Source organism: uncultured Thalassolituus sp., from assembly GCF_950066645.1.
In the GTDB taxonomy this organism is placed as follows: Bacteria; Pseudomonadota; Gammaproteobacteria; order Pseudomonadales; family Oceanobacteraceae; genus Thalassolituus.
Genome location: NZ_CATMFB010000007.1, coordinates 40,284 through 61,841 on the forward strand (window position 1 = coordinate 40,284; position 21,558 = coordinate 61,841).

General features: G+C 53.0%; 10 protein-coding genes. 4 read left to right on the forward strand and 6 right to left on the reverse strand.

The annotated features are described in order from the left end of the window. The first annotated feature begins 259 nt into the window (after positions 1-259). Positions 260-12,514, forward strand: coding sequence for an Ig-like domain-containing protein (locus Q1L85_RS07815; protein WP_300432786.1), 12,255 nt, complete (start codon positions 260-262; stop codon positions 12,512-12,514). Between the two features lie 113 nt (positions 12,515-12,627). Then, on the forward strand, positions 12,628-13,092 hold the full coding sequence (locus Q1L85_RS07820; RefSeq protein WP_300424801.1) for a GNAT family N-acetyltransferase: 465 nt from the start codon (positions 12,628-12,630) through the stop codon (positions 13,090-13,092). A gap of 13 nt (positions 13,093-13,105) precedes the next feature. Here the strand turns inward: Q1L85_RS07820 and Q1L85_RS07825 are convergent, their stop codons facing one another. Beyond that, on the reverse strand, positions 13,106-13,321 hold the full coding sequence (locus Q1L85_RS07825) for a hypothetical protein (RefSeq protein ID WP_300424802.1): 216 nt from the start codon (positions 13,319-13,321) through the stop codon (positions 13,106-13,108). A 149-nt stretch (positions 13,322-13,470) separates the two neighbouring features. Next, positions 13,471-14,049 (reverse strand): FMN-dependent NADH-azoreductase, encoded by a 579-nt coding sequence (locus Q1L85_RS07830; RefSeq protein ID WP_300424804.1) that lies wholly within the window; start codon positions 14,047-14,049, stop codon positions 13,471-13,473. A gap of 121 nt (positions 14,050-14,170) precedes the next feature. Here Q1L85_RS07830 and Q1L85_RS07835 point away from each other — a divergent pair, with 121 nt between their 5' ends. Beyond that, positions 14,171-15,106: a LysR family transcriptional regulator gene (locus Q1L85_RS07835; protein ID WP_300432789.1), complete on the forward strand. Its 936-nt coding sequence runs from the start codon at positions 14,171-14,173 to the stop codon at positions 15,104-15,106. Here Q1L85_RS07835 and yegD read toward each other — a convergent pair. Then, positions 15,097-16,455, reverse strand: a complete 1,359-nt coding sequence (gene yegD / locus Q1L85_RS07840; RefSeq protein WP_300424808.1) for a molecular chaperone — start codon at positions 16,453-16,455, stop codon at positions 15,097-15,099. The two genes, Q1L85_RS07835 and yegD, sit on opposite strands and share 10 nt — an antisense overlap. 115 nt (positions 16,456-16,570) lie before the next feature. Between yegD and Q1L85_RS07845 the strand changes: the two genes are divergently transcribed. After that, positions 16,571-17,092 carry a hypothetical protein gene (locus Q1L85_RS07845; protein ID WP_300424809.1) on the forward strand — a complete coding sequence of 174 codons (522 nt, stop codon included), beginning with the start codon at positions 16,571-16,573 and terminating at the stop codon, positions 17,090-17,092. 38 nt (positions 17,093-17,130) lie between these two features. Here the strand turns inward: Q1L85_RS07845 and Q1L85_RS07850 are convergent, their stop codons facing one another. The 3 genes from Q1L85_RS07850 to Q1L85_RS07860 form a co-directional block, all read right to left on the reverse strand. Next, positions 17,131-17,970 (reverse strand): hypothetical protein, encoded by an 840-nt coding sequence (locus Q1L85_RS07850; RefSeq protein ID WP_300424810.1) that lies wholly within the window; start codon positions 17,968-17,970, stop codon positions 17,131-17,133. 85 nt (positions 17,971-18,055) lie between these two features. Then, the gene (locus Q1L85_RS07855) at positions 18,056-20,257 is read right to left on the reverse strand and encodes an FdhF/YdeP family oxidoreductase (RefSeq protein WP_300424812.1); all 2,202 of its coding nucleotides are present in this window, start codon (positions 20,255-20,257) and stop codon (positions 18,056-18,058) included. A 104-nt stretch (positions 20,258-20,361) separates the two neighbouring features. After that, entirely contained in the window at positions 20,362-21,528 is a 1,167-nt protein-coding gene (locus tag Q1L85_RS07860) for a PepSY-associated TM helix domain-containing protein (protein WP_300424813.1), read from the reverse strand. Positions 21,529-21,558: the final 30 nt, after the last annotated feature.

Sequence of the window (21,558 nt, forward strand, 5' to 3'; positions counted from 1 at the left end):
GTCGTGGCCCGTTATGTTGTATCTGTCTCATGGTACTGGTTGGCCAAATTTAATACTATCGACTTAACTAAAACTCGCTGGTTCTTCCTGCCTGCTCTCATGAGCCGCCCCGGGAAGTAAGTGAGCCAGATAATAATAACGATAACGGCTGCTTCGCCTGCTCTCACCACATAACAATTCTGAGCGAATGTAGTCCGTGGTCTCTTACAGTTTCCGTGCGCTGTTATGGCCATACAGCCCGGTTCGGGAGGACTCTGCTTTGTCACATCTTCGTTCTGCTTTTCTGTTGCCACTTGTTGTCGCAATTGCTGCCTGTTCGGGCGGCGGTGGCGGTGGGTCCGATGACACCGATGATACAGGTACCCCCGGCGTTGAAGATCCCGGGACAGCGCCTTCACTGACCCTGGCAATCACATCAGAGCCCGAGCTGACGGCCACAGAGGATCTGCGCTGGACCTATCAGGTTGAAACCGAATTGTCTGATAACCTGACTTTCACACTGTTGCAGGCACCGGCGGGTATGACGATTGATGAGGATGGACTGATTGTCTGGGTTCCGGATGGAACCATCACATCAGCCGATGTTGTGTTAGCGGTTGGCTACGTGAATGGCACCGATATCCGCGGTAACACCCAGTCATTTACTCTCACGGTAAACCCGGTTAACGACAAACCGGAGTTTATTACTCTGGCTGACGATCTGCCGCTGACTGCGGTTGCGGGCACTGTGTTCAGTTATCAGTTTGATGTGTCAGATCCGGACGACGCCAATAACGGCACCGACCTCACGTTCGCTGTTGAGCTACCGTACGTTTCATCCACACCAGAAGAATATGGTGTGGCTATTTCTCCAACGGGGCTTCTCACCTGGCAGGTGCCAGCCTCGCCCAATCTGTTACTGCGCTGGACTGGCCTGCGCATCAGAGTCACGGTGACCGATGGTCAGGAAGACTGGAAGACCAGCCTGGTTGCTGTGCCATCCCTCGCCTGGAATTTGAAAGTCGTTGAAAGCAATGAAGCACCCGTAATTAACACCGAGGTGTTGCCGGCAGCCACGGAAGATCTGTTGTACTCGGTGGCTCTGGACGTTACCGATATCGCGGGTACCGAAGAAGATGGCACCCCGATTGATGATGATCTTTCATTCAGCCTGACGGATGCACCGGAAGGCATGACCATTTCCTCGGAAGGCGTAATTACCTGGACTCCAGGTGAGAGTGGCAGCTCCGAATCATACTCCGAAACCGTCACTGTTGTGGTTCAGGATGGGCTTGAACTGGGTGTAGAGCCTGTCAGCCGTACCTATGAGCTTACTGTGAATCCAGTGAACGATGCTCCGGTCATTAACTCGACGCCGCGAGGCACCGCGCTGCTGGGTGACGTGTATCGCGCCCAGCTTGATTTCAGTGACAGCGATGACGCGGCTGAAGATCTGACTTTCAGTGTCGTTTCCGGTCCGGAAGGCATGACGATCTCTGCTGCAGGTCTGATTGAGTGGACACCAGTAGCCGAAGGCACTGTGACGGCTGAAGTGATGGTGGCCGATGGCGGTGAAGACGGTACTGTGCCTGCTAGTGTGAGCTGGAGCATAGTGGTCGACGATAACAATGAGCCACCGGTGATCGCTCAGGGCGCAGACATCAGTCTGACGACGGATGAAGACACTGCGGTGGAATTGCGTCTGACCGCGACCGATGCCGATGAGGACGATCTGACCTGGACTGTGTCTGTTGCGCCTGAAAATGGCACCGCAGGCGTCTCAGGCATTGGTCTTGCCGGTTATGTGCCCAACGCTAACTTCAACGGCACAGATAGCTTTGAAATTACAGTGACGGACGGCATCGCTTCCGCTTCTGTCGCCGTCACTGTGACCGTAACAGCAGTGAACGATGCGCCGGTAATTACCAGCTCTCCAGTCACGACTGCGACTGAAGACGAAGCGTACAGCTACACACTGACAGCGACAGACGCTGAGAATGATGTACTTGAGTGGTCACTGAGCACCGCACCGGAAGGCATGATGATTGACCCGGCGACGGGCGTCATCAGCTGGATCCCGGCAGGAGACACCGCATCAGAATCGGTAGTCGTGATGGTCGCTGATGACAGTGCCTCCACGACTCAGTCATTTACCGTGGTTGTTACTCAGATAAACGACGCACCGGTATTTATTACCGATGCGGTGACCGATGCGACTGAAGATACTCAGTATGTCTACAGCGCAGTCGCGGAAGACGATGACGGAGACACTCTGACCTACAGCCTGGTTGAGGGGCCGGAGGGCATGCAGATGAATGCGCAGTCCGGGCGTCTTACCTGGACACCTGCGGAAGGCGAGACCAGTGCAGACGTTATCATTGCAGTGACAGACGACACGGTAACCGTTGAGCAGTCATTCACTGTTACCGTTGCTGCCGTGAACGATGCGCCGGTAATTACCGAAGGCGCCGCTATTGCTCTGGCTGCCACAGAAGATACCGAAGCTCTGATTACACTGAATGCTACAGATATTGAAAGCGATGAACTGACCTGGTCGGTTGGGCGCGAGGCTGCGAACGGCACAGTAACTGCGTCGGGAACCGGCACAAGCATACAGGTTTCTTACCTGCCGGCACCGGATTTTGCGGGGCAGGATTCCTTCAGTGTCGTTGTGTCTGATAACGACCTCACCGCAGAAATTACCGTCAATGTAACCGTTGCTGCTGTTAACGATGTACCAGTGATCATCTCCGTGGCCAGAACTGAAGCCACTGAAGATGTCGCATACGAGTACGATGTTAATGCGATGGATGCCGACGGCGATACGCTGACGTATGCACTCGCCTCTGTGGTTGAAGGCATGACGATTGATGCACAGACCGGTGTGATTTCCTGGACACCGACAGAGGGTGTGACCAGCGCTGCTGTTGAGGTGACAGTCAGTGATACCCAGTTGTCTGCTTCGCAGTCATTCACCGTGAATGTTACGGCAGTCAACGATGCGCCTGTTATTACGTCGGTGGCTGTGTTGTCCGCGACAGAAGGTGAGGAATATCGCTATCAGGCAACCGCGACGGACGTCGATAGCGAAAGCCTGAGCTGGAGCCTGAGCCAGAAGCCTGCGGGTATGACGGTTGACCCGGCGACAGGCCTGATTACCTGGACGCCGGCTAATGGGGTAACCACCGCCGCAGTTACGCTGGTAGTCAGCGATAACGATAAGACCGCGTCACAGGCGTTCACTATTACCGTAGAAGGTGTTAATGACGCCCCTGTAATCACCGAAGGTGAAACAGCTTCTCTGACCACCGCGGAAGATACCACTGCGGAGCTGACACTCAACGCCACCGACGCAGATGGCAATGACCTCACCTGGTCGATTGCTGGTCAGCCGGGCAAGGGTAGCGCCAGTGTTGAAAATGGCGTGGTCACTTACACCCCGGATACTGACTATAACGGTGGCGATCTGTTCGTCGTTCAGGTCAGTGATGCAGAGCTTAGCGACAGTATTCTGGTGACGGTGAATGTTACTGCGGTCAATGATGCACCTGTGATTACTTCAGCAGCGAAAACGGCTGCGGTTGAAGGCGAAGAATACAGCTATCAGGTCACTACCAACGATGTCGACGGTGATGCTGTCACGCTGACCCTGACAACAGCGCCGGAAGGCATGAGCATGACGGCACAGGGCCTGATTACCTGGACCCCTGGAAATGGCGTTACTTCTGCTCAGGTAGTTGTGACTGCGGCGGATGCTGCTATTGAAGTCACTCAGAGCTTTGGCGTGACCGTGACGGCCACCAATGATGCGCCGGTGATTACGTCTACGCCGGTTACGACTGCAACGGAAGACGAAACTTATAGCTACGATGTCAACGCGACAGATGCCGAAGGCAATACTCTGACTTACCTGCTGACATCTGCGCCGGAAGGCATGCAGATCAATTCTGCAACGGGTGAGATTACCTGGACTCCAGGCGAGGGCGTGAGCGGCGCTACGGTAGTTGTCACGGTCAGTGATTCACTGGATCAGACCACTCAGAGCTTCGATATTACTGTTACAGCGGTAAATGATGCGCCTGTTATCACGGAAGGCGAAAGCATTGCACTGTCAGCCAGCGAAGACACTGCGGCTGAGCTGCAACTGAATGCAACCGATGTTGACTCCTCTGAGCTGACATGGGCGATCGCCAGCAATCCGGCAAATGGCAGCGCGACTGTCGTTGCGGGTCTGGTGACCTATACCCCGGACACCGATTACACCGGCGAAGACTCCTTCACTGTGTCTGTCAGTGATGGTGAATTCACTGACGTGATTACTGTGAATGTCACGGTCGGTGGTACTAATGATGCGCCTGTGATTACTTCTGAGGCTTTACTGGAAGCGACAGAAGACGAGCTTTACGAGTACACAGTTACTGCAACTGATGCTGATGGTGATGATCTGAGCTTCAGTCTGACCCAGGCCCCGGAAGGCATGGCAATAAGCTCCGAAGGCCAGATCACCTGGACTCCAGTCGAAGGTATGACTGAGGCTTCCGTCACTGTGCAGGTGAGCGATAGCACGGCAACGGTAACTCAGAGCTTCACAATCGCAGTCGCGGCGGTAAACGACGCGCCTGAAATTACCTCTCAGGCGGTGACGACTGCCAGCGAAGATGCCGAATATCGTTATTCCGTGACTGCGGTGGATGTTGATGGCGATGAGCTGATCTTCTCACTTGAAACGGCACCGGAAGGCATGGTGATTTCTGACACTGGTGTGATTACCTGGACACCAGAAAACGGTGTGACATCTGCAGAGGTCACTGTCGTTGTGAGTGATCGGGTTCTGAGCGTCAGTCAGAGCTTCAGCATTACTGTGAATGCAGAAAACGATGCGCCGGTCATTGATCAGGGCGAGTCGACAGCGCTGACTCTCGATGAAGACAATCGTGCGGGTATGGTACTGACGGCTACTGATATCGATGGCGACGAGCTTACCTGGAGCATCAGCGTTGGCGCTGAAAATGGTACCGCGACAGTCAATGCGGGAGAGGTCAGCTATACCCCAGCAGCGAATTTTTATGGCTCTGATGTGTTTACCGTGACGGTAAGCGATGAAACTCTGAGCGATAGCATCCTGGTCGAAGTGACCATTAATTCCGTGAATGATGCTCCGGTATTCAGCAATGTGGCATCGACCTCGGCGGTTGAAGGCTCGCAATATCGCTATGCTGCGGCAGTAACGGATGCGGATGACGCAAACAATGGTACTGATCTGATCTTTACGCTGGTGACTGCACCGGAAGGTATGGAAGTGTCTTCAACGGGTGTGGTTACCTGGACGCCAGCCAATGGTGTGACCAGCGCCGACGTCAGTCTGCAGGTAGAGGACGGTCGTGAAGACGATGCAATCCCTGCGGTTCAGAGCTGGACTATCACTGTGGGTGGTGTGAACGACGCGCCGGTGATTACTTCAGTGGCACCAACGGAAGCGACGGAAGATGTGCTATATCAATATGCGGTTCAGGTAACTGATCCGGATGATGACAATAATGGTACGGATCTGACCTTCACTCTGGTGAGTGCTCCAGAGGGTATGACCGTGTCCTCTATGGGCCTGATTGAGTGGACGCCAGCAAACGGTGTCGAATCCGCGAATGTGATCGTTCGTGTTGCCGATGGCGGCGAGAGTGGTGTGGAGCCAGTCAATCAGAGCTGGACGATTACGGTCACTCCGGTCAACGATGCACCTGTCATCAGTGATCAGCCATTTGCCATTGAAACGTCAGAAGACGTTGCCGGTTCAGTGACTCTGGTGGCGGAAGATATCGACAGCGAAACGCTTACCTGGACCATCACTGGCGAGCCAGCCAATGGTTCTGCCAGCTTCGAAGGTGCGTTACTGACGTACACGCCAGATACTGATTACAGCGGGACAGACAACATCACTGTTCAGGTGTCGGATGGTGAGCTGAGCGACTCTGTCACGGTATCTGTACAGGTCAATGAGACAAACGACGCACCAGTAATCACGTCTGCGGCTGTTACTTCAGCTACTGAAGATGAAGCCTACGGATATACCGTGACGGCAACGGATGCCGACGGCGATGCTCTTAGCTTCGCACTTCAGGTGGCTCCGGAAGGAATGACCATTAACGGTGAAACCGGTGCCATCACCTGGACGCCTGTCAACGGCGTTGCATCTGCCAATGTGACTGTCAACGTGACTGACGAGGTAGATACCGTCAGCCAGAGCTTCACCATTACTGTTGAAGCCGTGAATGATGCTCCAGTGATTACGTCTGAAGCCGTAACAACTGCGACGGAAGATGTTCAGTACCGCTATGAAGTTGTTGCCACAGATGTGGATAGCGAAGACCTGACTTACACACTGACTGACGCGCCAGAAGGTATGGTGATTGACTCGCAGGGTGTAATCACCTGGACACCTGAAAACGGTGTCGAAAGTGGCGCCGTAACACTGGTTGTCAGCGATGGTTTCCTCAGTGCAACACAGCAGTTCACTGTGGTCGTGACGGCAACGAACGATGCGCCTGAAATCACTCAGGGTGAAGCAATCACTCTCAACGCAGATGAAGACGGTGAAACGTCTACCACACTGACTGCAACGGATGCCGATGGCGATGACCTCACCTGGAGCATCAGCACTGAGCCGTCAAACGGCATCGCAACCGTTGAAGGAGGCGCAGTAAGCTATACGCCGGCTGCCAACTTTAACGGTGAAGACAGCTTCGTTGTCCGCGTCGCGGATGAAAGTGCTGCGGATACGATCACTGTTACTGTTGTCGTTGCTGCTGCTAACGATGCACCTGTCATTACCTCTGTGGCAGTGACTGCGGCAACTGAAGATGAGCTGTACCGCTACCAGGTAACCGCAAGTGATGTTGATAATGATGCACTGACCTTTACTCTGGCTACTGCGCCTGAAGGCATGACGATGTCTGCAGCGGGCCTGATTGAGTGGACGCCCGCGAATGGCGTTTCCAGCGGTGCGGTGACCGTTAGTGTCTCTGATGATGTCGAAACGGTGACTCAGAGCTTCGAAGTCACGGTACGTGCGACTAACGATGCGCCAGTCTTTGTTTCTTCTCCGGTGACAACCGCCCGGGAAGACGAAACCTATACCTATGACGTGAATGCGACAGACGCAGACGGTAACGAACTCAGCTACAGCCTGTTGTCGGCTCCGGAAGGCATGACCATTGATCCTGCCAGCGGCGTGATCACCTGGACTCCACTTGAAGGTGTGACGGGCGCAGCAGTAGTGGTTCAGGTAACGGATGGCATTGCACCGGTTACCCAGGACTACAGCATTGACGTTGAGGCGGTGAACGATGCCCCTGTTATTACTGGCCTGCCACTGTCTATCACGACAGATGAAGATAACGCCGGCAGTCTGAGCCTCACTGCGACAGACGCCGAAGGCGCAGATCTGAGCTGGAGTATCGGAAGCAACGCAACCCACGGTAATGCGGTAGTTAGCGGTAGCAGTGTGACCTATACGCCAGCGGCTGATTACAACGGTGAAGACAGCTTTACCGTCAGCGTCAGCGATGGCTCTCTGACTGACACCGTGATTGTTTCTGTCAACGTGGCAGCGGCGAATGACGCACCGGTCATTACTTCGGAAGCGCTTCTTGAGGCTACCGAAGACGAAGCATATAGCTACTCAGTGGCGGCAAACGATGTGGATGGCGATGACATCACCTTCACTCTGTCTGCTAAGCCAGACGGTATGACAATCAGTGACGAGGGCGTGATCGCCTGGACGCCAGCAGAGGGCGTGACATCTGCGGCTGTGACCGTTGTTGCGTCGGATACTGCACTGTCTGCAAGTCAGAGCTTCACGATTACTGTGATTGCTGTGAATGATGCTCCGGTAATCACCTCTGAACCAGTGACGGCGGCTGCGGAAGATACTCAGTATGAGTACAGCGTGGTGGCGACTGATGCAGAAAATGATGAGCTGACCTACGAGCTGACTGAAGCGCCGGAAGGCATGGCAATCAATACCGCGGGTCTGATTACCTGGACTCCGGAAAACGGTGTGAGCAGTGCGTCAGTGACCGTTGTCGTGAGCGACAACGCGCTGAGCGTGACACAGAGCTTCACCATTACCGTGTCTGCTGAAAATGATGCACCAGTGATCGCCGGTGCAGCGACTCGCGCAATCACTACCGATGAAGATGTTGCAGCGGCTCTGACGTTGAGCGCATCTGACGTTGATAGTGAAGAGCTTACCTGGAGCATCAGCAGCGCTGCGGCACACGGGAACGCAACCGTGTCTGCGGGTGAAGTCAGTTACACCCCGGCAGCGGATTACAACGGTAATGACACATTCACCGTTTCTGTGAGCGATGGTTCGCTGAGCGACAGTGTTGTAGTGAATGTCACTGTGAACGCGGTGGCTGATGCGCCAGTGATCACTGAGGGTGAAACGACTGCCCGTACTACTGAAGAAGATGTGGTTCTGACGTTTGCTCTGAACGCCACCGATGCAGATGCAGGCGATACCCTGACATGGGGTATTCAGGCTCCGGCCGAAATGGGCCTGGTCGCTGTATCCGGCACGGGTACCAGTCAGACCGTGAGTTACACCCCAGCCAGCAACTTCAATGGCAACGACAGCTTTGTTGTTCGGGTCAGCGATGGTAGTGATCTGACGGATACTATCCGGGTGAACGTCAGCGTATCTGCAGTGAATGACCTGCCAGTGATCACCACGACTGCCGTGACTGAGGCGACTGAGGGTGAGGCGTACAGCTACGAACCCGCAGCGACGGATGCGGATAACGATACGCTGAGCTGGAACGTGTCTCGCGCGCCGGCAAGCATGACGGTTAATCCTGATACCGGTGCTCTGAGCTGGACCCCTGCTAATGGAGATACCAGCGCGGTCGTTGACCTGGTGGTCAGCGATGCGTCTGGCAGTACTACTCAGACCTTCACGATTTCTGTTGTAGCAGTAAACGATGCTCCTGTAATTACTCAGGGCGCGACGGTGGCTGTGACTATGTCGGAAGACGGCTCTCCACAGGCGTTTGCGCTGGTACTGAATGCGACCGATGTTGATAGCAGCGCAGCTGAGCTGCAGTGGTCTGTAAGCAGCGATGCGAGCAACGGCTCAGCAAGCGTGTCGGGTACGGGCACCAGCAAGACTGTGTCTTACACACCAACTACCGGATATGTTGGCACTGACAGCTTCGAAGTCACTGTGTCGGATGGCACTGCTGAAGACAAAATCACGGTGAACGTGACCATTGAGTCAGTGAACGCGGCGCCAGTGATTGATCAGGGCGAAAGTACGACTGTGACCCTTGATGAAGACGACAGCGCGACGCTTAACCTGACAGCGACCGATGCTGATGGCGATACTCTGACCTGGAGTGTTGTCACTGGCGTCACCAACGGTGGGCTTAACGTCAACCCAGATACCGGTGTTGTTATCTACGTACCTGCGGAAAACTTCCATGGTACCGACAGCTTTACCGTACGAGTGTCGGATGGTGACCTGACCGATGAGATTGCTGTGTCGGTGACGGTGACGTCGATTAACGACGTACCTGTGATCACCCAGGGTAGCTCCATTAACGTCGAAGTTGCGGAAGATGGCGAAGTCGAGGTGAATCTCTCAGCTACGGATGCTGATGGCGATGACCTGACCTGGTCTCTTCTCAGTGGTGCTCAGAACGGGGTCATTATCTGGGAGGGCTCACAGTTCAATTACAGCCCAGCGATCGACTTCAATGGTGACGACAGCTTCTCGGTGCAGGTGAGTGACGGAACAGCGACCGGATCTGCGACGATCAATGTGACAGTCACGGCTGTAAACGACGCACCTTTCGTTACCTCGGAAGCGGTAACAACAGCGACCGAGTACCAGGCCTACCGCTATGATGTTGTTGCCAGCGATGCTGAAAATGACACCATCAGCTTCAGCCTGACAACGGCGCCTGCAGGTATGCAGATTGACGGTACCACCGGTGCGATCAGTTGGATGCCAGAAGCAAGTGGTGACTTCGATGTTGTCGTCGCTGTGTCTGATAGCGTGGATGCTGATAGCCAGAGCTTTACCATCAATGTTGCTGCCGAACCGGCGGTCGCTGGTCGTGCAGTGAAAGGCGTATTGGCTAATGCTGATGTTGAAGCAGCGGTATATACCGGTCTGGTTGATGGCGAGCACACCTGGTCTGTGATTGGTACCACCGTCACTGACGCTAATGGTTACTTCGGCTTCGATCTGGCACCTCAGTCAGCACCAGTGCGGGTTCGTGTTACAACGAACATTGAGTCCACTATGGTGTGTGATACTCCAAGCGGATGTCTGCTGGCGCCATTTGCTAACTTCGGTGACAGCGGCGCTCCAGCGGAAGGTCTGACTCTCGATACCATTGTGTCGGGTGCTGACTTTGCGGGTGCGGTTGCGGTGACGCCTATGACCAACATGGCAGCGAACTGGCTGGAGTCTTTCCCTCAGGCGCTGGACGACAATAATGTTCTGCTGGCTCTCCGTCGCATGGCTAAACTGATTGGCTTCGCCGACGAGAGCTGGGTGCATCACCGTATGGTCGACATCACCAACAGCTTTGAGCGCGCTTATGGGCTGAACTCTGACGAAGAAGTCGTACGTCATGCACTGTTTGCTGCTGCATTGCAGGAAACAGCTATCACTGAATCGGTTTCGATCGATACTGTCTCACGCAACATCGGTCTGATCTTCGGGGTACTGGGTGGTCAGATGCCTCTGAAATCGGGCGTTGTGGATGTGTCTTCTCTGAATCTGGAAGATGGCACAACCGAGGTCAGCTACACAGGCTTCGATACCATAGTCGCGAATGCGAAGACGGTTGCCGCGTATGTGAACTCTGGTGAACTTGATAGCATGATTGCTGGCTTCGATAGCCTGGTGACCAGCTGGACACCAGATGCTGATCCTGCTGTGTGTCTGAGCGGCGATCCGGAGCTTGATCGCACAGAGTGTCGTAACGTCACCACGATTGCAGAAGCAACCGGCTATAACGCCACTGATTTTGCCCGTGCGATGGCGCCAATCAACGTAGCTGCAGGCTACTACGCTGATGCGACCGCCGCTGAAAATGCCTTGGGCGATCGTGCTAATCGTGACCTTGGTTGGCTGTATGCTGATGCGACAGCTCAGGAGAATACGGCGAATATGTTGGCGGGCTTCTCTGCAATGCTGGGGAAAGGTTTGGATGTTGCCGTGTGTGTTCCACAGCGAAACGCCCTAATATCTCAGAACTGCACGGTATCTTTTACTGCACCAGAGGATCCAGAAGCGGCTGATTTCTCTTCTCTGAGTTTAGCTATTGTTAAGCCGTCCTTCACTAGCAATCGCTGTGACCGGGACAATGACCTGTGCGAGTTCCGTGTTACCGGTACTGCGGAGGGGCAGACCTTTAACGTCTCGGGTTACGCATACGATATACGTGATCTTCTTGGTGGGAGCACTGGTGGCGGGTTTGATCCTGAGGGCGGTCTCTCTATGTGCTATAGCGGAACGATTACCAATAGCACTGCAACTTTGCAGCTTAGCAACACGTGTTTGAATCTTGATGTTTCTCAGAGTCCACCTGAGTTACTTGATGATTTCGCGGACTTTACTCTTGCTGATTATGGAGCGATTCAGACAGAAAATAGTAATGCCAATAATGCTTTGACTGCTTTGATCGGTAATATCCGTCTCAAGGTAAGTCTGAGGGGGGCGATGAGCTTCACCAGTCAGAACAGTTCAATCGGTGCGTATTCTTTGTCAAATCTGGATACCAGCTTCTTCTTTGATCGGGTAGAAGTGAATAATGCTACACCGGTTGAGGAGCGTCCTGATGGCGTTACGTATTACAATTCACTAGAGGATGCGTCGGTCTTTATATTTGAAACGAATACGCTGAGCCGCACGAACTCCTGGGGTGAAACATCCTCCTCGATTGCTGGAACTCCAATGTTCCTGTTGAAACTGGATGACACCACTACGCTGACGACCCTGGGCCGCACTGATAATGTTGGTGTCCCACCAATAGTGGCATCAACAGATGCTGAGGTGGCTGGCCTTGAGCCTATACTTGATGTGGCCAAGCAATATGCGTTGAGCTTTATCGACTCGACTCAGGCGGCTCCAACACCCGATTGGGAGGCACTGCTGGCCGAGGTTCAGGCGGGGCTGACTTACTCTGGTACTGTGACACGTACTATTGAAGAGTCCTCCGGCGATAAGACCTACGTCTTTACCCTGGAAGAGAACGGAGATTCTATTCAGGTCAGCCGCGAAAACTCGACAGAGAATGCGATGACGCTCTATCTCTCAGGAGCAACCGGCTATATCTATGGCGGGGATACTCTGGTGGGTACTGCACACTTGGGTAACAGTCAGGATGGTCTGCAGCTGAGTCTGGTGGATGGTTCCATTCAGACCTATCCGAACGCGAATCCAGACCCAATGGCGGGCTTGCAGGACTTCCTGGACTTCCTCCAGGTGCTGATCCCACCGGCGGAGGAAACCGCAGCGCCTTAAGCTAGGAAAAGGCAACCAATCAAAAGGCCACGCGATGCGTGGCCTTTTTTTGTAAGGTCTGTGCGCACCGTCCGACTACTGCATAAATGGTTAAATCAGGATGTTTCCCGGCTATGTCGCTTACCTTTACCGATCTGAACAGCATAGATCTCAATGCTCTGACCCGCTTGCTGAATTCTGTACAGGTGCGGACGCACCTTGTCGATCATCCTGAATTTACGGAAGCGACTACCCGGGAGTGGGTGGCCTCTAAACTAGCCCTTGAAGCCAGTGGTAAGGGGAGGATCAAAGCCGTATTGAAAGGGGGACAGCTGGCGGGCTGGTGTGGTGTGCAGCCAGACGAGCAGGGATGTGAACTTGCTCTGGTTCTGGCCCCGGATTTCTGGGGGATCGGACCGGCAATATTCAGGCAACTGATGATCTGGGCGGGGGAGCTGGGGCATCAGACCGCCAGAATTCATCTGTTGGAAACCCGCAAAGTCTATAAAACGTTGAGGCGGATGGCAGACTCTGTCTGCGAAACAGAACTGATGGGAAGAAAATTCACGACCTACGAACTGAACTGTCAGGTCGTGTGACCTTCGTATAACTTTAATTTGCTTCGCTGATCTGAGCTTTTAACGCTTTCTGCTGCTGTTCATATTTGGCGAGCTTGATCTGCTCCTTCTCTATCATTGCGGCAGGAACACGAGCGATAAAGCCGTCGTTCTGAAGCTTGTTGGTGATACGCTGAATCTCCTCTTCCAGGCGATCAACTTCGCTCTGAAGTTGAGAAACGTCCTGGGTTTGAGCGGTAGCGTCAGACATAGTAATTACCTCCGTGTGGGAATTGCAGTCGCGTTAACACCTTAAGTGTAGACGCTTTCCGGAGGTTTGCCTGACAATCCGGATAAAGCCGGATGCCAGGCATCAGAAGCAGGTTTGAGGAGGGTTCAGAACACGTCCGTCACCCTTGCTCAGGCGACTTCTGAAATGTCCTGTTCTGCTTTCGCTGCTTTTGTCTCGTCCAGCATCAGGCCGCTACTGTCGATAAAGCTGACATCAGTAATACCGATGAAGCCCAGAACATGCCTCAGGTAGCCACTGATAAAGTCGTACTCAGAGCCCAGTACCGTGCCACCTGAGGTTACGACTATGTAGGCCTTTTTACCGGTCAGCAGACCTTCCGGTCCGTTTTCTGTATAGCGGAAGGTCTCACGCGCACGGGCAATCATATCGATCCAGGCCTTCAGTGCCGCAGGCACATGGAAGTTGTAGACCGGGGCGGTAATCACCAGCGTATCGGCCTCCCGCAGCTCCTGAACCAGCGCATCAGATTTCGCGAGAGCCGCTTTCTGAGCGTCGGTACGGTCTGCCGGGTCAGTGAAGTTGGCACCGATCCAGGCTTCGTTAATCAGATCGATGCCCTTTGCGAGGTCGCGTTCAGTGATAGTGCTATCCGCAGTCGCGAGTCTGGCGACCAGTTTGTCTGCAAGTACCCGGCTTACGGAACCTTCGTTTCTCATGCTGGCATCAACGCGAAGAATATGTGTCATGTCTGGACTCCTTGTGTCTCAGTAGTGAATGACACCAGAATATTCCTGCACGTATTCCAGAAAAATACCGTAGTATTCAAAATATTATTCTGAAAATCAGAAATATAAGGTGGGTAGCAGAGTGAATGAGCTCGAAGAAGTCCGTGTGTTTGTCACGCTGGTGGAGTGCCACAGCGCTTCGAAAGCGGCTGAGAAGCTCGGTGTGGCAAACTCTGCCATCAGTCGCCGGATGAAGGCACTCGAAGAGCGCCTGGGGGTTCAGTTGCTTCAGCGAACCACCCGGACTATGCATCTGACGGATGACGGCCAGTTATTCTACGACCGTTGCCGTAAGTTACTGGACGACTGGAACGAGGCTGAGCAGGAGGTTATGCAGTCTGTCTCTACACTGCGAGGCAACATCAGAATATCGATGCCGCTGAGTCTGGGAATCCTCCATCTGGCCCCTGTTATCAGTGACTTCATGGCAATGCATCCAGAGGTGACTGTCAATTTTGATCTCTCTGACCGACGTGTTGACCTGGTCGAAGACGGTTTCGATCTTGTGTTCCGGATTGGCCACCTGGAAGATTCGACGCTGATTGCGCGACGGGTTACCCGTGTGCGCCACATGGTTTACTGCTCTGCGGAATTTGAGAAAAAGCACGGGCCGTTTCATCATCCCGATGATCTCACAGGGATACCTGCGCTGGGTTACAGCAACCTGCGTCACCCCGGACGTTGGCCGTACCGAAGCCCGACGGGTGAAGAAGGGGAGGTACGCCTCAGCCCGACGATACTTTCTAACAATGGAGAAGCGCTGATCTCGGTGGCCGAGCGCGGCTTAGGAGCGGGCTGCCAGCCCACTTTCACACTTCATGATGCATTTTCTGAGGGGCGCCTGATTCCCATATTGCAGGAATACGAGTGGTTTGGGATGAATCTGTACGCGGTGTACCCGCGTTCACGTCATCTTTCCCGGCGCATTCGTACTCTCATCGACTACGTGATTGAACGCCTCGGGAAAGAACCGTATTGGGACGAATGTCTCAGCTGCGGATCATCGTCTCAGCGGTAAATCCGCTGAGCCCATTCCGTCAGCCCGGACACCACACTACCGAAGTGGTCGCCGTCCAGTAATGGAAGATCACCAATCACCTGGCTGACCGCCTCACGGATGACCGGAGACTTCGCGCTCCCTCCCGTCACAAAGATCAGATCAGGAGTTACCCCTGCCTGATCAATCGCTTCCTGCATCAGAGCAATGATACGTTCTAACGGTCGTTCGATCGCGTCGGCCAGTTCAGCGCGGGAAATGTCGGTGCTCAGGGCTTTCTCAACAAAACCCAGATCAACGTGGGTGGAGTCGTTGTCCGACAGGTCGATCTTTGCATTTTCAGCAAAGCGAACCAGTTGTGGGCTTTGCTTGTTCTTACGTAGTTTAATCAAACGAGCGATCACATCCGGTTCAGTACAGTCACGTTGAAGTTGCTCCAGATACAGCCCGGTTTCAAGGCTGCTGAAGCGGGTGAGGGCGGAAACATCGTTCGTCGCCACAGCATCCAGAAACGTTTTAGTGGGCATCGGCTTACCACTTTTAAGTGGCGAGCGCATACCAAACAAAGGCATAAGTTGTTCTGCAGCCAGTCGGATATCCAGATCGTTACCGCCCACACGCTCACCGGTGTGTGCCAGAAAGTCCGGCGTGCGGTCTTCTTTATTCAGGTGATCCGGCCCCATACGCACCATGGCACAGTCACTGGTACCACCGCCGATATCCACGACCAGCACGGTTTTGTTCTCGTCCAGGCGACGCTCAAAACTCAGGCCAGCTGCGATCGGCTCATACTGAAACTCCACACCTGTAAAACCACTGCGCTTGGCAGCGGTCGTCAGAATAGCCAGTGCCTGCTGGTTACTCTGTTCTGCATTCATACCCTGAAAATTCACCGGGCGGCCAATCACTGTACGGGTCAGCGAGTCACCCAGGTTCGCCTCAGCACGTCGCTTAATCGTCTGCATCATGGCCGTGACGATATCTTCAAAGAAGCCGACAAACTCAGGGCGAAGACCACTGGCACCCAGAAAAGATTTGGGTGACTTAACGAAATAGCCTTCCTCTGGGTCTGTAAAGTACTGACGGAATGCTTCATGGCCAACAAACGTCACATCGTCGTCAGGCATAAGATCCAGCTCATTGCGGGCACGCAGAGCCATCTGAAGTTGCGGCTTGCGCAGGGCGATAAAGTCGTCGCGACCAGACGTAATGCCGTGGCTGACCTGCTCGGTGATAAGCTCGCGAGCCAGTGAATAGAGGGCAGATGGCATAAAAGATTTCTCGCCATCGACCGGCAATAGGCGGATATCGCCGTTATCAGCAACGCCGATAGCGCAGTTAGAAGTGCCGTAGTCGAAACCGCAGATCATGGGGCAGCTCTCGTAAAAAAGCGGGAAGGTAGCATAATTCGACGGTAAATTTCAGCTACTGCGGGGGGCTCAGGTACACTCTGTGTTGGTGGTAAAAGGACTGCGAAGTAGAACAATGCGCACCAAAATTGGCAATTACAAACTCAGGCATGTGAACCGTAAGCGTAAAGACTGGCGCAGAATAGCACTGACTGAACTCGGGCTGCTTGTGAATGCATGGGTCAGTGCTTTCTTCGTGCCTATGTATTGGCTGGCTGATTCAAATTACGCTGTCCATGCTGTACTTGGTTCCGCGTTTGTTCTAAGCAGTTTGTGTTGTATTGGCTTATTCCTGATCAGGCATTCAACTTTACGGGAATCGTCCTGGGTATCGAATATTCCATCAATCATATTCGAAGTCTCGATCGGGATTATCGGCTTCTATTTACTGATGAATTTTCTATTGAAAGGCTATCCGCCGATTCTCTTGGTACTACTGCTTGCGTTATATGCTCTGCCTTTTGTTTATGAGTCAGTTCTTCCTCGTCCCGCCGGAAAATCTGAAATATTTGGTTCTTCTATTGCAGACACCCCAGAGCATATGGATTCTGAACCTGCTTATAAGCAGGGACCGGGTCTAGGTAAAGACGATCGCTGAGTAGAATAATCAGCGATCTAATTTACGCTGCACTGATTTTACAGGCGCTCCATATATACCGACGTTTCAGAAATTACAGAGCCGTGATCATAAAACTCAATCTCAGGGCAGATGTCGCAGTGTGGGAAAGACAGAATTACCTTTCCGTTATTGAATTCGTATTCCCCACCAATACCGCCTGAAGAGTCCTGACTGGGGGTCTCCGGATAGGTGATTTCATTCGTGACGATAAAGCTTCCGTCATTGTTCAGCGTCATCAGCTGGGTTTCCTGACGCACTAGCCGTGAGGTGTCCGGCTGATAGGTACGGATATCGGTATCAAACGTCAATACTGAGATGTCATCATTCAGCATAAAGTTTTTGTTGTAGTTATCGATCTCATCCACGACAACTTCTGTCATATAGCCGTTGTCACAGTGGACGTTGTAGCCGGTATATTCGACAGCAGAAAGATCCCAGGTCTGAGGTTCAAGCGTCGCGTAGGCGTCAGCCAGAGCGCTTTCGCCTGTATTCCCTCGGACAGTCACTGACGCACCAGGTATATCCCCGATTAATATCAGATCGTCAACGGAAATCCATTTTCTTGGAGTAAGAACTGCTGTGGCTCCTAACTCTTCCGGATCATTAAAGCTTGCAAGAAGCATTTCAAAGAAAGAAAGTTCAGTGACATCTTCCTGGTAAAGGTTTCCATCAGCTGAAAATACAAACTCACCAGCGGATACGTCATCCATGTCATTGATCGACAGTTCCTGCCAGCGGCCGATAATGCAGCTCTGAATGTCCGTGGCGCGGGTGTCAAATGTCACTTGTTCCTGACCGCCGCATGCGGTGAGTAATAGGGAGGCAACAGGTATGGCGAACGCTACTCGCTTGAGCATAATCAAATCCTTCTGAAAGTATTATTGGAACATCGACTTTAGCGACATATCTTCATTTCAGATAGGACAGTGAGTGCCGGAATGTTTATCCGGCACTATCAATCAACGCATGCTTTTCCACCGACACCGGTACTGACTTAAACGCAGGTGTCCGGCTCCGCTGGTCGACAGTCTGGCCGACCAGCACATTCGCTTCAGGATAATAAGCGGCGATATTTCCACGCGGCAGATCAAAGGCCACAACGTCTAAGTTACGCATTACACCGGTATCAGAACGCAGGGTGACTTTGTCTTTCTCCTGCAAACCCAGTTCTGCGATATCATCTTCGTTCATCAGCACACAGTGGCGATGCTTCGTATCGCGATAGCTGTCGCTTTCTTCATAAATGATGCTATTGAACTGGCCTTCGCTGCGGATACTCATCAGCGTAAAGGCGTGCTGTGGCAGTTCAGTGCGTTCTGGCTTGTGGCTGTTCACAATAAACACCGCCCGGTTATCCGGCATATTAAATTCAGGGCTGTGCTTAATGCGGTTGCGAATGAAGAACTCTTTCTTAGCAATATCAATGTCAGCAAGATCCTGCATGCCCGGAATGGATTTGGCGATGGCCTGGCGGATGGTGGCGTGTTTCTTAAATGTCGAGAAATCAAAACGGCTGGATTCAATCACTCCAGTGCCTATATCCGCCAGTATATCGACTTCGGAGCGAAGGTTTTCGAGGCGATCAATGCCGCCGTCACTCAGGCGCACGTAGTTGAACATTGACTCCTGACTGGTCGGATCGTGTTCTTCGTCACGGGCGAGCACGGGGAATATAATGCTTTCGCTGGTGTCACAGCCATGCACATGGCCCTGATTTAACGTAGTTGTCAGAAAGACTTTAAACGGAATACGGTCCAGTGCCTTTTCTGCCCACAGACTGTCCGGTGCAGCAGCATATAGATTGCCACCCAACATTAAGGCATTGTCGATTTCACCGCGTTCTGCGGCTTGCAGACAGGCCATAGTATCCATGCCTTTATGGCGCGATAACGACACATTCAGCTCGCTTTCAATGGCGCTGAAAACCTGTTCGGCCAGCACCGGTTTCACCCCCATGGTGCCGACGCCCTGAATGTTAGAGTGCCCACGCAATGGCAGCAGGCCAGCGCCGGGTTTACCCAACATGCCACGCAGCATGGCCAGATTCGCAATCGCCTCAACATTTTCTACGCCGTGCAGGTGGTGGGTCATGCCCATGCCCCAGGCGAATACTGCGCGCTCCGCACGTGCATATAATGCAGCAACGTCGGCGATTTCATCCTGTGATAGCCCGGTAATCGCTTCGATTTCATCCCATGAGGTCTTGTTAATATCCTGCAGGTAGGCGTCGAAGTTACGGGTGTACTGCTCAATAAAGGCCTGATCGTGTTGGTGGTTGTCGATGATGCTTTTGGCAATGCCTTTAAATACCGCCAGATCTGTTCCGATATTCGGCTGCAGATATGCTGAGGCGATTTCATTTCCGCCCATCAGTAATGATTTCGGGCTTTTCGGCACGGCGAACTTCACCAGCCCAGGTTCTTTCGCTGGGTTAACCACAACGACCTGCCCACCACGTTCACGGCAGTTTTTCAGCTGATGTATAAAACGGGGGTGATTGGACGATGGATTGGCGCCGAGCACAAATATCAGATCTGCCTGACCCAGGTCCGCGAGTTCAACTGTCGAGGTTCCAGTACCGATTGTGGTGGCCAGTCCATTACCAGACGCCTGATGACAAAAATATGAGCAGTTATTGATATTGCTGCTGCCGTATAAGCGCGCCATTAACTGCAACACGAATGCGGCTTCGTTTGATGAACGACCCGAGGTATAAAAGAAGCTTCGCTCCGGCGCAGACGCCTTAAAACGTTCCTGAACCAGTGCAATGGCGTCATCCCAGGCCATCGGTTTGAAAGTGTTCGCATCAGCGGCTTTATGCAGTGGTGTGCCCAGCCGACCGAGATGCTCCATTTCGTAAGACGACAGCTCTTTGAAGTCAGTAATGGTGTGGTCAAACACCGGCAGCGGGATTGGCCCCTGGATATCCGTCGACTGTGCCTGAACGCTTTTGTTGCATACCGACGGAAATTCATCCAGCTCATTGATCATGCCACCGCGCTGGCCGCCCATACCCAGTCCGCAGGCCTTACAGGCATTATGTGCAGCGAGGGCTTTTGCCGCGTCTTTCACGCCAATACGGCGGACAGTATTCAGCGTATAGAGAACTTTCTTAAATCCGCCGCCTACGATCTTTCTGTGCATGAGAAGTGCTGCCAGTCATCAGGTTGATGATTTCAGTAAACCTCAGGCAGATTTTCAGGGCAATACGTTGGATTGCGTAGTCTGTGCCAGAAAACAAGAAGGCGTTACCTTCTTTTGCTGCGTTTCTTCCACCAGATGAGCACGCCGCTGTAACTGAAGTACGCAACAAGCAGACCAAGCAGGCATACCAGAAGCTGATAGGGCCACGAGAACACCTCGCCCATATGCAGGGCATACAGCCACTGAGTCACGGTTGTGGAGGCATACTGTCCCGTCGGCCAGAATGTCGCCAGCAGAGTACCGTGGTGGGCATCAATATAGATCACAGACCGTGCGATATCCGCATCGACATCGCGTGAAGAATGAAAGCGGTATTGGTAAGTGTTTGAAGCCTCAATGTACCTTAGTGAGCGTTCCCAACCAATGTCGACCCCGTGAGTTTGACCGACACTGAGGACTTCTGTTCTCGCAGCCTGCAGAGCCGAGTCAGGATCCATCGGCGGAAGTTCATGGCCCGTACGAGGTGCAGTCGGTGGAGTACCCAGAAGGCTATAGGTCACGGGTTGATACACATCCCGAAGATTAAAGGCCACGGAAGACCAGGCGAATATCAGGAGTAATGCCCACACCCATAATCCAGCAGCGCGGTGTAACAGGAAATGAAAGGTGTAGCCTTTGCTCCTCCAGCGCATTTTATAACTTTGCTTCCAGCGTTTAAAAAATAACTTCAGATTAAATACTTTAACCACGGGCAGAGTTGTTGCCAGTGCGATAAAGCAATCAATCGTCCAGATCAGCGCGATTATCCCGAGAATCCAGATTCCCCACACACCGGGCAGCCACAGGGTGTAGTGGAGCTTATAAATGAAGCCTGCAAAATTACGTACATCTTCTGTCAGGTCACCCCACACACGGGTGCCCGCAATGTCACCGGTATAAGGGTTCAGAAACAGGCGATTGAACTGGTCTGATCCGTTGACGTAGAAACGTAGTGTTCGTCCAGGGCTGAACTCTAGAGGCATCATGTTGATGTCGCCACCAGACTGCTGGCTGTATTCAGACGCAATCGCGAATAACTGAGCTTCGGGCAGATAGTCTGTTCCGGTTTCAGGGGTAGTGAAGAGGTGCGGATTCAGCCACTCATCAATTTCATGGTAATAGGCAAGAAAGCTGCCGGTAAGCCCCGCCAGAAAAAGAAACATCGCCGTAGTAAGACCCAGGTAACGATGCAGAATGACGAATGTCTGTTTGTGTCTGGCTTGGAAAAACATAAGCTCTTCAATGAAAAAGGGCCCGCGAGC